This is a genomic window from Marinobacter zhejiangensis (genome assembly GCF_900114775.1).
In the GTDB taxonomy this organism is placed as follows: Bacteria; Pseudomonadota; Gammaproteobacteria; order Pseudomonadales; family Oleiphilaceae; genus Marinobacter; species Marinobacter zhejiangensis.
This window is the reverse complement of sequence record NZ_FOUE01000002.1, coordinates 359,126-372,244: the sequence shown is the minus strand read 5'-3', so window position 1 is coordinate 372,244 and position 13,119 is coordinate 359,126. Positions and strand designations below refer to the sequence as shown.

The following is a 13,119-nucleotide window of genomic DNA, read 5'->3' as shown; positions in this document are numbered from 1 at the left end:
TCCTCCCGTGAGATACCCTGGTTACTGTTCAACCGCTGCCGGATCGGTTGAGGCAGGCTGCTGCTCATCATCGCCCGCATCCACCTCGGCCTGATCCAGTATAGATTTTGGTAGTTCTTTTTTCACCCGAACCCCCAGCTCCACAAATCGGCTGGCCTGGGAGATCAGGTTACCACGACCGCGGGTCAGGGTATTCATGGCAGAGTCATAAGTGCCCTGAACCGTCTGCAGCTGGGAGCCCATCTTCTCCATGGCTTCCACAAAGACCCTGAGCTTGTCATAGACCGCCCCTGCCCGCTCCGCTATCCGACGCGCGTTCTGACTTTGTCGCTCATAACGCCAGATATTCTCGATGGTTCGCAGGGTTGCCAGCAGGGTGGTTGGGGTTACCACAATAATCTTTCGCTCAAAGGCTTCTGCGAACAGGTTCTCGTCTTGCTGGAAGGCCGCCACAAACGCCGGCTCGATCGGCATGAACAACAACACAAAGTCTGGTGAATGCAGACCATTAAGCTGACTGTAGTCCTTCTCGCTCAGGGTACGGATGTGGTTTCGTACCGCCTCGACATGGGCTTTCAGCGCCTCGCCACGAATTGTCTCGTCTTCTTCGTTGATCCACTGCTGGTACGCCACCAGCGATACCTTGGAATCAACCACCAGATTGCGCTGGTCAGGGAGGTGAACGATAACGTCAGGGCGAAGCAGGCTGCCATCGGCATCCCGGTAGCTGCCCTGTGTCTCGTACTCGATGCCTTTGCGCAACCCGGAACGTTCAAGCACCCGCTCCAGAATCAGCTCACCCCAGTTCCCCTGAATTTTTTTGTCGCCTTTCAGCGCCCGCGTCAGGTTGGCGGCTTCTTCGGTAATCTGGCGATTCAACTCCTGCAGGGATTTGATCTCACTGCGGAGCGCCTGCCGGTCTTTAGTTTCCGTGGTGTAGACATCTTCAACCCGCTTGCGGAAATCCTGCAACTGATCACGGAAGGGGTTGAGCAAGGTATCGATGCTGGTCCGGGCTTGCTGGCTGAACCGCTCGTGCTTTTGCTCGAAGATCTTGTTGGCGAGGTTTTCAAATTCCTGTTTAAGCGCATCCCGGTTGTGCTCCAGCAGCTCCAGCTTCTCTCTGGCACCGCGTAGCTCTTTCTCGAGAGTGACTTCGCTCTCCTTCAGGGCAATCCGCACGTCACTCAACTCGGTGGAAAGACGCTCATATCGCTGCTGCAACTCGGTATGTTCACGTTGCAAATGCTCAGTGCCTTCACGCCGGGTCCGGATTTCCGCTTGTAGCGCGGTATTTGCGCTTTCCAGCTGTGACACCTGGCTACGATAGTCTGCAACGGATTGCTCCAAAGCGGCGATTCGCGCCCCCATGTCATCCCGTTGTGCGCTAACCTGGGCAGACTGCTGGTCACGCAGCGCCTGCTCGTGCTGGGCGCTCTGCAAGTCCTGGCGCCCCTGCGCCAACTCCGCGTTCAGTTCAGCAAGCTTCCGCCTGGTAGCAACCACGAGAACCAAACATGTACCAACAAACAGCGTTGCCAGCACCAACAGCCACAGCAATAACTCCGGTCGGCCCGTGAGGGTAGACAGTACCTCGGACACACACAGCTCCTTAAACCATCAAGCAAATTACCTGGCACAGTCTAACGTATCTTGCCAGCCGAGTGGCGATTGCAAGGTGTGCTTCGGATCCACTTTCAAGGGCGGCCCAGGTCTCACTTTCCCACGCAATCCAGCCATTTAGATGACTTTGCTACCTAGATGCTGGACTCCTCTTGAGCGATGCGCTAGAAACTTAACTAAGGGACACGGAATTGCCCCATAAAAGGAGCGTTGAGGACATATCGCATTCAAAGGTAGCAGAGGTCAGGGAGCCACAGGATCACACATATGCTGAAACAACTCTGGAGAAAAACGATTGGGCACCCTTCCTTGGTGGCGATGATTGCCGAGAAGAAAGAAAAGCCCATGCAGCTCCGCCTGCTTCCCCACCTGACCCACACCGGTGAATTCCACCTGGACAGGCTGACCACTCTGCTCACCTCCCGCTACGGCATGGAAATTGATCAACAAGGTGACGAAGCCATCCGGCAGCTGATCCAGTACGCTGTTCGAATTCAGGATAAAGACGTACAGCGGGAGTTGCTATTGTTCTACCTGAACTGCTCACCGGTCATTCAGGACTACCTTCGTTCCGCGGAGCTGTTCAGCAATCATCCCTTCTTCAATAACACTCTTCAGCGCGACAAAGACTGATTCCATTACATGGCGATCTCTCGCTTCCTTAACCTTCGGTAAAGCACCGCGAACGCCAAGTGTTGTATACTCCGGCGCAACCATTATTGCTCTCTGCAGGACGATCAGGGGCAAACCCATACAGGCAGCACAGATCGCGACCGCAAGAAGTCGGGCAGGCGCTGGTTCCGAGGTTTTGAATGTTTCATCGAATTTTCGATAAGGGGTTTAAGGGCACCGCCCTGGCGCTGGGTTTCACACTGCTGGCCGGCTGTGCTACCGACAGTTACTACCTGGTCTCCAAGCAGGACATCCATGACTTGGACGCGACCATGACTTCCCAGCGTTCGGGGCTGAACACCCTCTATGAGACGTCCATTGAACAAACGGATACGCTGATCCGCCAGAACCAATCATCAACAGAGCAGGTACTGGCCGCCATCCGCGAACAGGTCAAGCCACCGTCCTGCCCTCCGATCCCGCAACCGGTGCGGTGCAGCGCCCCGGCTCCGACCAGTGACGCCAGAGCCAACACCGGCCCCCGCCTCGACGGCAAGCTTGTTGTCGGCGAAAGGGAGCGTCTGTACATTATCGGCCCGGGGCTCCTCTACGTTGCAAGAATCGACAGTGGCGCGGAAACCTCATCCCTGGATGCCCGCAACATTCGTCGCTTTGAACGCGATGGCCAGAACTGGGTGCGCTTCGAGGTTCCTGTTCCCAACTCCAATGGGGATTACGTAACCCTGGAGCAGGAAATTGTCCGCAATGTTCGCATCCTCCAGTCCAACGATGAGGAGTATGAGCGGCGAGCGGTTGTGGAACTCCAGTTCGCCATTGGTGACCACCAGCAAAAGGCCGAGTTCACCCTTACCGACCGTGAACACCTGACCAACAACGTACTCATCGGTCGAAATGTCCTACGGGACGTGATGCTGGTGGATGTCAGCAAAGAGTTCATCCATGAACTCCCCGAATCCCTTCTTTCCGCAGAGGAAGACAACCTTTGACCTCCAGGTTACCGTTCTATTTTGCCATCTTCCTGCTCATCACCGCCGGGCTTGTCCTGGCGGTTTTGCGTCATGTTGAGCTTGGAATTCCCTGGTTTCCCGGCAAGCAACAACCGGTTTGGCTTGTGGAAGCCCGCGTGGATTTCGTGGCTTCGAACGAACCGGTCCTGGCAAGCCTAAACGTTCCCGACCAGCCACCGGGGTTCCTGCTGCTGTCAGAGCAGGCTGCTTCCCCGGGTTACGGCTTCTCCATCGTCGAAGAAGCCGGCAACCGTCGTGCCGAGTGGTCCAAACGTTTTGCGACCGGCGCTCAAACACTGTACTTCAAGGTTCAACTGATTCCCGATACGACCAGCAGCACTCCGCCCCCGAGGCAGCAACCCACAGCACGCAGGGTATTCTGGGAAGAACCCCAGGCGACCGCGGTACGCGAGGTCCTGCAACAGGCACGACGCAAATCCAGCACCCCGGAAAGCCTGACCCGTGAGCTCATCAAACTGCTGCAGCCGGAAAACTCGGAACAGAACACCAGCCTGCTGACAGCGTCCACCAACTACCCGGAACTACTGGCACGGATGCTGAACCATGCGGGCATCCCGGCGCGGATTGCCGATGGTCTCCAGCTGGAAGACGCCCGCCGTCGCCAGACCCTGAAGCCCTACCTCCAGATCTACAACGGCGACGAGTGGTTGACGTTTAACCCCCACACCGGTGCCCAGGGCTTGCCTGACGATGTCCTGCTGTGGCGGCAGAACGCGGTCTCCCTGCTCGACGTCGTCGGAGGCAACGAGTCCCAGGTCAGCTTCTCCATGCTTCGGCAAACGGTACCGGCACTGCAGCTGGCACGGGCTCAGGCTGGCGACAATGGCCTGGGTTTCCTGAGCCTGTACCAGCTCCCCATTGAAGAGCAGAGCATGTTCCGCATGCTGTTGCTCCTGCCCATTGGCGCCCTGATTGTCGCGTTCATGCGGATCGTTATCGGCATCCGCACGTCCGGGACCTTCATGCCGGTGCTGATTGCGGTGGCGTTTGTTCAGACCTCCCTGCTGCCCGGCCTGATCGCCTTCATCTCGGTGGTCTCCATGGGCCTGCTCATGCGGGGCTATTTGTCAGCCCTCAACCTGCTTCTGGTGTCACGAATATCGGCCCTGATTATTCTGGTTATCTTCATCACCACCGGTATCAGCATCGTGGGCTACCAGATGGGCTTCAATACCGGCATGACGGTCACCTTTTTCCCAATGATCATTCTCGCCTGGACCATCGAGCGGATGTCGATCCTGTGGGAAGAGGAAGGAGCCAGGGAAGTTCTGGTCCAAGGCTTCGGCAGCCTGTTTGTGGCGGTACTCGCCTACCTGGCGATGAGCGCACCGCTGGCTGGCCACCTCACCTTCAATTTCCCGGAGCTTCACCTGGTGATCCTGGGACTGATCCTGCTGATGGGCCAGTACACCGGCTACAAGCTGAGCGAGCTGAGAAGGTTTCATCCGATGAAGGCTTATAAGCCATGAACTGGATCTCCCCGTTCAGGCTTAAGCGCGCCGGCATGCTGAGCATGAACCGGCGCAATGTTGGCTATATCGGCCGGTATAACGAACGCTCGTCCTACCCTCTGGTCGACAACAAGCTGAAAACCAAGCTGATTGCCGCGGAATATGACGTCCCGACGCCCCGCCTGCTGCAGGTGGTTCGGCAGCAGCATGAAATCTCCCACTTTCGGGAGTTAGTGGACGAACTTGACGGTTTTGCCATCAAACCGGCCAAAGGGTCCGGCGGAAAAGGCATCACGGTGATTACTCGCCGCGACGGCGATGACTACATCAAGGCTTCGGGCGCACCAGTGACCCTGGAAACACTGGAGCGCCACCTGTCCAACATCCTTGCTGGCCTCTACTCCCTCGGCGGCACGCCGGATGTCGCCATCGTCGAAAGCCTGGTGCAACCGGCCGCCGACCTTGCCAAGTGCTCCTTTCAGGGGGTTCCGGACATCCGCATTGTGGTCTTCCAGGGCTACCCTGTCATGGCCATGCTCAGGCTCGCCACTACCGACTCTGACGGTAAAGCCAACCTGCACCAGGGCGCTGTCGGTGTAGGCCTCGATATCGCAACCGGACACAGCCTGAACGCCGTCCAGTTCAACCGGGCAATTCACCTGCACCCGGACACTGGGCTGGCGCTGGGGAACATTGCTATCGAGAACTGGCGACAGATGCTGGAAATGGCCTCCCGCTGCTATGAAGCAACCGGGCTCGGCTACATGGGTGTGGACTTAGTGGTGGATGCGATTGAGGGCCCTCTCCTGCTGGAACTCAACGCCCGCCCCGGGCTGGCTATCCAGATGGCCAACGGTGAGGGGCTACTGCCCCGCCTGAGGACCATTGAGCAGCTAAAACGCTTCCACCTGACCCCTGAAGAGCGGGTTGCCTACGCCATCAAGGCGTTTGCCCGACCCATTCAGCAGAACTAAAAAACCGGGGACAAACCCCGGTTTTTTAGTTCACACAAATGCCGCGCGCTTTAGAGCTTACCCTCGGCTAGCAACAATTTGCGCTCATGGGTCAGCCCTTTCAGCAGCCCCCAAGTCATCACCAGCAGGATGACAGTAAACGGAAGCCCTGCCGCAATGGCCGTTGCCTGGATCGCGCCCAAGGCGTCATCGCCGCCACCAAAGATCAAGGCCGCTGCAATAGCGCCCTCCATGACCGCCCAGAAGATACGCTGAACCGTCGGGGCATCGGTTTTACCCCCGGCCGTAATGCTGTCAATTACCAGCGAACCGGAGTCTGATGAGGTCACAAAGAACACCAGCACCAGAACAATGCCCACAAACGATGACACGGCCACCCACGGTAGGTTTTCAAGCATCTGGAACATCGCAAGCGGCACTTCCGTCAAACCATCCTGTGCCAGCGCACCAATGCCTTGCTGAATCTGCTCAAGGGCAGCCCCCCCAAACGCGCTCATCCACACGACGGTGATCAGCGTCGGGACAATCAGTACCGCCGTGACAAATTCACGTACCGTCCTGCCACGGGACACTCGCGCGATGAACATACCAACAAAGGGCGACCAGGAAACCCACCAGGCCCAATAGAACACGGTCCAGCCATGGAACCAGGTTTCATCCTCGCGGCCAAACGGGTTGCTCAAAGGCAGAATGTTGGTCGCGTAGTTCGACGTGGTCACCCACATGGTATCCAGAATCGCCGCTGTTGGCCCCGCAAAGATAATGAACAGCAGCAGCGCTGCGGCTGTCACCATATTGATGTTACTCAGCACCTTTACGCCGCCATCAAGCCCGCGGACCACTGAGATCAGGGCAACAAAGGTCACCCCGGTAATGATCGCCATCTGGACATTGATACCGCTGGATATACCGAACAGATAATGCAGCCCCGAGGCCGCCTGTTGAGCACCGAACCCCAAAGATGTCGCCAGCCCGAAGATGGTCGCCAACACAGCCAGGATATCAATAAGGTGCCCAGGCCAGCCCCAAACACGGTCCCGTAGCAGCGGGAAGAACGCCGAGCGAATAGTCAGAGGCATACCTTTGTTATAGGCAAAGAACGCCAGCGACAACGCCACTACGGCGTAGATTGCCCAGGGGTGGAAACCCCAATGGTACATGGTCGCACCCATCGCAAGCTCACGACCCTCGGCCGTGTTTGCAACCGCATTGAGCGGCGTTCCATACCAACCGGTGTAATACGCAACCGGCTCAGCCACCGCCCAGAACATCAGCCCGATGCCCATGCCAGCGGCAAACAGCATCGCGAACCACGACATGGTACTGAAGTCTGGTCGGGCGTCCTGCCCACCAATACGAATCTTGCCAACGGGCATAAAAATCAAGGCAAAGCACACAACCACGAAGATATTGGCGCTGATCAGGAAGAACCAGTCAAACGTATTGATCGCCCCCCATTTGGCGCCGTCGAGCAACTCCTTTGCCTCGGAGGGGAACATCAGCGTCCCCATAACAAACAGCACCACCAGCACCGCTGTAATGGGAAATACCGGCGCATGCAGATCCAAGCCCAACGGGTTTATGTTGTCTTGACCAACCACATAATCCGTTTGGTACTCGTCTTTGATTACGTCTCCCACGAACGAATCTCCTGTCTGAAAGCCAGTCCGACATGGACCAACACTTAGATAACAATTATGTAATCCTATAACTTTGAGATCTAAGCATCAAATTGCGCAAAAAATAACTAGCCACCCTTAAATCATAGATCAACGCGGAGATATCGCTCGACAATATAATTACAACACTAACAGTAATGGTGAAAAATACAGCTTAACTGGCCACGCAACACCCAAGTTAGAAGCCCAAGGCCAACGGTAGGGAGCCCGGTTTTCAGGCCAGCCTTATAAAACGGTTTCTTTTCCTTGTGGGCTAGTGTAGACTTCGCTCCCGCTAAGCCACTGAGAGTTGTCGCCTGACACCTCTATAGCAGTGGAGCGGTATCACGAGAGGTTTGGCCTTTCGAACGATTACCGTAGCGTCTCGGGGCGTAGCGCAGCCTGGTAGCGCACCTGTATGGGGTGCAGGTGGTCGCAGGTTCAAATCCTGCCGTCCCGACCATATTCTTCAACAACTTAGCCCGGCATCGAAAGATCCGGGCTTTGTTGTTTCTGGAAAATAGCCTTTTTCGTCACCGTTTGGTCACCGTTTCGCGAACGCTTGGAATTCCCGTCACCATTCGCTCACCGTTTCGCATGTCGCTCAAACATCCCTTTTGTCATGAACGGCTCAACCAATCGGCCAAAGTCCTCATGTCCCATTTTCTCGAATTCTCGCTCAAGCTTCTTACGCTGGCGACGCTCATGCTTTAACTGCTCCTGAAGTAATTGGTTCTGCATAGCAAGTATCCCTGCCACGTCGCCCAATTTCGATGCCTTCTGTTTAAGCTTCGCGACCTCCCCCTCCAATGCTGAACACCGGTTACGAAGCTCCTGAGGCGTCTCACCAACGACAGAATCGGGTTCTGTCAGCTCGTCGAAGTACTTCAACATTTGCGCCCAGCGAACCTTTGCATCACCAAGCAGACGAAGGGCTTCCTTCTTCGCCTTTTCACCATCAATTTTACCCGACCGAACACCTCTTTGTAGAAGGTGACAATCCGATTCAAACCGCTTTTGTTGATCCTCTAGGCATGAAACAAATCCCATAACAGCGCTCCTTTCTTGTTGTGTTCTAAAAACAGTACCAACAGAAAGTGGCACGCCACTGCACAAGTTGTGGCGAATAATGGCAATCGTGCCAACTCCGACTTTTCGGTGTTGTCATATCGCTGACTTCCAACAGATGTTATGGATGAAAACAGGAGCTATGTTATGAGAGTACTGAGACTCGCAGAGGTGATCGAGAAAACCGGCCTGGCAAGATCGACTATTTATAAGTACGCCGATCTGGGCAGATTCCCCAGGCCAATATCATTGGGCGGAAAATCTGTGGGATGGATCGATTCGGAAATCCATGAGTGGTTGCAGGAAAAACAGGTTGAACGCGATATGAGGCATGAAGCACCTAGGGGCTGGAGCCTCTGATATTTTAAGTGTCTGCCATAGACCTCGGTGGATTCCAATGGAACCCAAAGCCGCCGGCTTAAAACCGGCGGCCTTATTCCCTCTTAGTTATTTGCTGTCGGAGTCAACGTGCAAACGGTGCCACCTTCCACCCAGCTGATAACGCCAATACCATGAAGTTGATCCGGACTCCTGAGCGGCCTCTAGCTTCGGTGCTTTATCCTTCTCACAGTGGACATCATCTCCTGCAGAGACCTTCTTTTACTGGGCGTAGAAGGAACCACCACCATTGCCTGAGATCCCGGTGCGAGTAATTTCCAATGCTTCTTACCCTGCTTGAATCTCCAGCCATCACGGACCAGGTGCTTCGCATACCGATTAATATCCTTATCCGAAGAGAACTTCACGTCGCATCCCCGGCTTCTTTCGAATACCGAGAAAGAAATCGCTCCGGATCGAAGTTCACCTGCTCAAATGCTTTTTCAGCTCCCACCTCCAGAATGGGCTGGCTGTACTGATACCCCACAGAATATGGGGAATTCTGGAAAAAGCGCCCCTGAGGATCAACCATTATGTAGGACTCCTGCATGTCCTGGCTGTCCTCAACCACTGCGATTGACCGATAAGCTGCATGCCGCGCAACAAAAGCCTGGAACTGAATGTCCGTCACGCTAGTCGATTGATCAACAAGCGGCAGCGCCCTGAGAATTTTCCATTTCTCGGGCTCTACTAAGTCAACAACGTTTGAGAGGTCATCCTGCCAGTTAAGCCGATTAACCACGGTATTCAGTTTCACCGCTAAGGCAGGATTGCAACGCCTCAGGACCTTAAAAGAGCGGCTGAGGGAGTCCAGGTTCAGGAGCCGGCCGTGACTATCAACTCTCCCGATTAGGTTGTTGGTGTCGACGTTCCCAGAGTCGATACTAACCCCGAGCATATCGAGCCCGGGCGCCAGTGATTCGCATAGCTCCTCGGTCAAAAAGGAGCCGTTCGTAATCAAAGATGCCCGAATACCAAGCCGGCGCGCCTGATGTATAGCTGTTTGGAGTGCTGAAGGGAAAAGCAAAGGCTCCCCACCCGCGATATTCAAACGCGGATTGACACCTTGGAACCCAAACTTTCTGGCGGCCTCATCAGAACGGAAGAATCGCCCAAGCTCTGTCACCAAGGCACGAACCTGGTGTTCCTCTCTGATCAAGTCCTTTATGCTCTCCGCTCTCTCCCAATGGGCATAACAGTATCGACACGAAAAATTACATGCTTCAGTCAGATGCCAATTGACGACAACGGGCACGGGGTGTGAAGTTGTACTCATAAAAGCTCCTATCGATTAATCGAGGAGCCAGAATGTCAGGCATCAGATTTTCCCAGTATGAAATCCGCCGTACCCCCCTTCTCACTCAACCGAGTTCAAACAAATAAGGGGGGGGTACGCCACTTTTCAGTGAAAGCGCTACCAATTTCGACAAGGATGGAGCCATCACTAACCAAGGAGAAATATATGGCTACCTTCCCTTCGATTGAGACCGTATTGATGGAAATCCATCAAAGCTTGGGGCTGAAGCAAGATCAGACGAAGACCAAAAGAAAATTCGGTACCGGAAATATGCGCCTTGCTGAGCACCAGGTAATGGGCGAGCGAATCCTTTGTGAAATATTCGATGAGCTCGAACTTGGCGGGCAAGCGCGTGCAGATTTCATGACCAATTTGACGGAGCTCGGTAATGCCTTCAAGGGACTGGAGTGCAATACATGGACGTTCCAGGCCGACGAACGGCAGGTCCTTTGGGTGCTATTGGGATACTTTTTTATACCCGGCGTTGCTCGCCATACAGCCTTCTGGAACCTATACGGTAATTTAGATCGGGGCATGCCTAGCGGAAGCTTTTGGTATCTTCCAGAGCCGCGTACAACTTCTGATGGAACGGAAATAGATCTTCCGGTGAAGCAGGTTATCGACTGGCTGGCGGATCTGGCTGGGGGTTCGATTGAAAGCCTCTCCCAGGCCAGAATTCGAGCTAAAAACGATAGAGGTCAAGATGATGCCGATACCTTCACCAGAACCATATACAACTGGAGAAGCGGTACACTTCCATACCACGACAAGATCTATCAGTTTTTTCCCGATGACTTGTACATTCCCTTCGAGGGCACGTTTGAAATCGACAAAGCCCAGCCGGCTGCGCAACAGTTCGACGCCGCAGTGGCCTTTTTGAAAAACAGAAAATTGGATGATAACGAGGATGCTCTCAGGCGAGAGCTCGCAATGGGCGAAGACAACGATATCAAGCGTATAATTTCTGGCCAATCAACGGAATCTGAAAAGGAACTTTTGGTACGCCTGGTTGCAGACCGCTACCAGAAACCAACTGCCAAGATCATCCGCCAACGCCTGCTTTTCGCTAGGTTGATGCAAGACGGTTACGACCGAATCCTGAAAAAGCTCTGCCCCGGTGTCGATAAGTTATGTTCTGACTTCGAGCAGAACAAACTGCTGCAAATTCTTGCGAGCTATAAACATATCTACAATCTTACGGTAGAAGCCTGGCGCAACTTTCGAAGCTCTGGCGAGGCGGCAGAAAATGTCTGGTTCGAAGAGCAGCTTGAACCCTGGGATGCAAACACTCTTTACCTGTCCATCCTTCCTTCAAAACGTGAGACCGGAAATCTCGAATTGGCGGAATTGCTGACCCAGCTGTTCTCTTTATCAAGGCCTGGCGATGAACTGACGGACATCGTTGGCAGTGACGCGCCGACTCACGCGCAGATAGTTCGTTCCCGGGTAGAGCTGCTCAGGAGCCACGCAGAGGAAGCAAAAGCCGCTCGAGACCTCATAAAGAGGGCTAGAACGGCCTCACCCTGGCGGACTTTTCAAAAGGAAAACCGTTTCGCTGTCATGGCGCAAGTCGCAAACTTCGCCGGACTTTCACCCAAGGCAAGATGGGCTGCGACAGCGAGAATGAAAGAGCTGGCGGACACTCCCGAACAGAAAATTCAACCGATACTGCTTGAGCTCGGCAACTACCTCGGAGGCCAGGGCAAGAAGATGTTGCCAAACGACGCCTGTACTCGGGTCGAATCGCTTTTGAATGAGGCCAAGCAAAATTCAGCCTATGAGAATTGGCGGGCACTGTTGCTTCACTTTGAGGCCAAACACCAGCTGGCCATGAACGACATCAACAATGCGTCAAAGGGCTTCCGCCAGGCTCTTGAGGCCTCGGACGAAAAGGCGTTCGGAACCCTCAAGGGTGAGATCGCCCTGGATTGCCTCGCCACTGAAGTCGCGAACCAAAGGCTAGTCCCAAATAACCACGAAAGATACTATCGGGCGATGCTTGGCTGGGGCGTCTTCAACAATCGTCAGGTGCTAGACATCTATGATTCAGCGCGAGAAGCTGCCGATTATTTCTGGCATCAGCTATACAGCCCCTACCCCGGCATTGAACCAATGAAGCCCGTCTCCGAGCAAGCCTTGAATGACTCCTTTGGTCTCATCATGTCTGGCGACTTACCCGGACTGGAAAACTGGATTAAGGATAACTCCCGCAAATTCAGCAGTAGCTTGAAATGCGTTACCGGAGATTCGGTTCTGATGCGGTGGATCAAACTCCGATCCCATTTCAATGATCAACTCCCCAAATTACGGCATATCGACCCGGCGGAGTTCGAGTCAGAGCTGCAACGAATGGAAACGGTAACAACAACCTGGAGACAGGCAATCAAATTGCTCGCAAGCAAGGTTGAAAAGCAGTTGAATTACGCTGATTTCAAGGGCCAGACTCCCTTGATGCTGGTTGCTGAGGCGGGTGATGCGGAATTGGTTCAATCCTTCCTCGACGCTGGTGCAGATCCTGATCTTCAGGATTTTGAAGGTAGGGCTGCCCTTCATGCTGCTGTGAAATCGCACGACAAAAGGACGATCGATGCTTTATTAGATCACCCATGCACCACCGATTTGAGCACGGTGGATGGGCGCTCGCCGATGCACACTGGGGCTTGGTCGGGAAATGGGTATGCAATCGATCGGCTTATTGAGCTATCTCCGCAACTTGCGTGGCGACGAGACTCGCATGACATGACCCCCTTGGAGCTCGCCGAAAAGTTGTGCGAAGAACCAGATGCCCTCGCCTATCTCAACCAAGAACTGGAGAAGCAGAAGCGAAGACCGGTTTATGCAAAGGACTTGCAGGGGCTCATTAGCTCTCTGGAAAACGCCCCTATGATTAATTGAACCACTACTTCCAACGACAACATACCTGGCCGGTTAAAACCCATCGGCCAGGTATAACCTCCGCCCTAATCCGCAATCCAAACCTTAAATGCTCGGATTAATTACGTTACTGAA

General features: G+C 54.4%; 10 protein-coding genes and 1 tRNA gene. 7 read left to right on the top strand and 4 right to left on the bottom strand.

From position 1 onward, the window contains the following. Positions 1–21: 21 nt before the first annotated feature. Positions 22–1,602, bottom strand: coding sequence for a DNA recombination protein RmuC (locus tag BMZ67_RS07070; protein WP_425434228.1), 1,581 nt, complete (start codon positions 1,600–1,602; stop codon positions 22–24). A gap of 288 nt (positions 1,603–1,890) precedes the next feature. Here BMZ67_RS07070 and BMZ67_RS18585 point away from each other — a divergent pair, with 288 nt between their 5' ends. From BMZ67_RS18585 to BMZ67_RS07050, 4 genes are all read left to right on the top strand, one after another. Then, positions 1,891–2,256 (top strand): hypothetical protein, encoded by a 366-nt coding sequence (locus tag BMZ67_RS18585; RefSeq protein ID WP_175481860.1) that lies wholly within the window; start codon positions 1,891–1,893, stop codon positions 2,254–2,256. A gap of 179 nt (positions 2,257–2,435) precedes the next feature. Further along, on the top strand, positions 2,436–3,242 hold the full coding sequence (locus tag BMZ67_RS07060) for an ATP-dependent zinc protease family protein (protein WP_092021247.1): 807 nt from the start codon (positions 2,436–2,438) through the stop codon (positions 3,240–3,242). Further along, the gene (locus BMZ67_RS07055; protein ID WP_092021246.1) at positions 3,239–4,753 is read left to right on the top strand and encodes an inactive transglutaminase family protein; all 1,515 of its coding nucleotides are present in this window, start codon (positions 3,239–3,241) and stop codon (positions 4,751–4,753) included. Before BMZ67_RS07060 ends, BMZ67_RS07055 begins: the two co-directional genes overlap by 4 nt. Beyond that, entirely contained in the window at positions 4,750–5,709 is a 960-nt protein-coding gene (locus tag BMZ67_RS07050) for an alpha-L-glutamate ligase-like protein (protein ID WP_092021245.1), read from the top strand. Before BMZ67_RS07055 ends, BMZ67_RS07050 begins: the two co-directional genes overlap by 4 nt. A 50-nt stretch (positions 5,710–5,759) precedes the next feature. Here the strand turns inward: BMZ67_RS07050 and BMZ67_RS07045 are convergent, their stop codons facing one another. Beyond that, on the bottom strand, positions 5,760–7,349 hold the full coding sequence (locus BMZ67_RS07045) for a BCCT family transporter (protein WP_092021244.1): 1,590 nt from the start codon (positions 7,347–7,349) through the stop codon (positions 5,760–5,762). A 404-nt stretch (positions 7,350–7,753) separates the two neighbouring features. Between BMZ67_RS07045 and BMZ67_RS07040 the strand changes: the two genes are divergently transcribed. Next, positions 7,754–7,830: transfer RNA gene (locus BMZ67_RS07040), tRNA-Pro, on the top strand. Positions 7,831–7,952: 122 nt separating this feature from the next. Here the strand turns inward: BMZ67_RS07040 and BMZ67_RS07035 are convergent. Beyond that, positions 7,953–8,417, bottom strand: a complete 465-nt coding sequence (locus BMZ67_RS07035) for a hypothetical protein (protein ID WP_092021243.1) — start codon at positions 8,415–8,417, stop codon at positions 7,953–7,955. Between the two features lie 165 nt (positions 8,418–8,582). On the opposite strand from BMZ67_RS07035, the gene BMZ67_RS07030 reads away from it, so the two are divergent. Continuing rightward, positions 8,583–8,795 carry an AlpA family transcriptional regulator gene (locus BMZ67_RS07030; protein WP_092021242.1) on the top strand — a complete coding sequence of 71 codons (213 nt, stop codon included), beginning with the start codon at positions 8,583–8,585 and terminating at the stop codon, positions 8,793–8,795. Positions 8,796–9,177: 382 nt separating this feature from the next. Here BMZ67_RS07030 and BMZ67_RS07025 read toward each other — a convergent pair whose 3' ends face one another. Further along, positions 9,178–10,089 (bottom strand): viperin family antiviral radical SAM protein, encoded by a 912-nt coding sequence (locus tag BMZ67_RS07025; protein WP_092021241.1) that lies wholly within the window; start codon positions 10,087–10,089, stop codon positions 9,178–9,180. 186 nt (positions 10,090–10,275) lie between these two features. On the opposite strand from BMZ67_RS07025, the gene BMZ67_RS07020 reads away from it, so the two are divergent. Further along, positions 10,276–13,005 carry an ankyrin repeat domain-containing protein gene (locus BMZ67_RS07020; RefSeq protein WP_092021240.1) on the top strand — a complete coding sequence of 910 codons (2,730 nt, stop codon included), beginning with the start codon at positions 10,276–10,278 and terminating at the stop codon, positions 13,003–13,005. Positions 13,006–13,119: the final 114 nt, after the last annotated feature.

Coding starts and splice junctions, on each gene's coding strand:
- BMZ67_RS07030 (WP_092021242.1), top strand. CDS start 8,583: ATGAGAGTACTGAGACTCGCAGAGGTGATCGAGAAAACCGGCCTGGCA.
- BMZ67_RS07060 (WP_092021247.1), top strand. CDS start 2,436: ATGTTTCATCGAATTTTCGATAAGGGGTTTAAGGGCACCGCCCTGGCG.
- BMZ67_RS07050 (WP_092021245.1), top strand. CDS start 4,750: ATGAACTGGATCTCCCCGTTCAGGCTTAAGCGCGCCGGCATGCTGAGC.
- BMZ67_RS07035 (WP_092021243.1), bottom strand. CDS start 8,417: ATGGGATTTGTTTCATGCCTAGAGGATCAACAAAAGCGGTTTGAATCG.
- BMZ67_RS07025 (WP_092021241.1), bottom strand. CDS start 10,089: ATGAGTACAACTTCACACCCCGTGCCCGTTGTCGTCAATTGGCATCTG.
- BMZ67_RS07020 (WP_092021240.1), top strand. CDS start 10,276: ATGGCTACCTTCCCTTCGATTGAGACCGTATTGATGGAAATCCATCAA.
- BMZ67_RS18585 (WP_175481860.1), top strand. CDS start 1,891: ATGCTGAAACAACTCTGGAGAAAAACGATTGGGCACCCTTCCTTGGTG.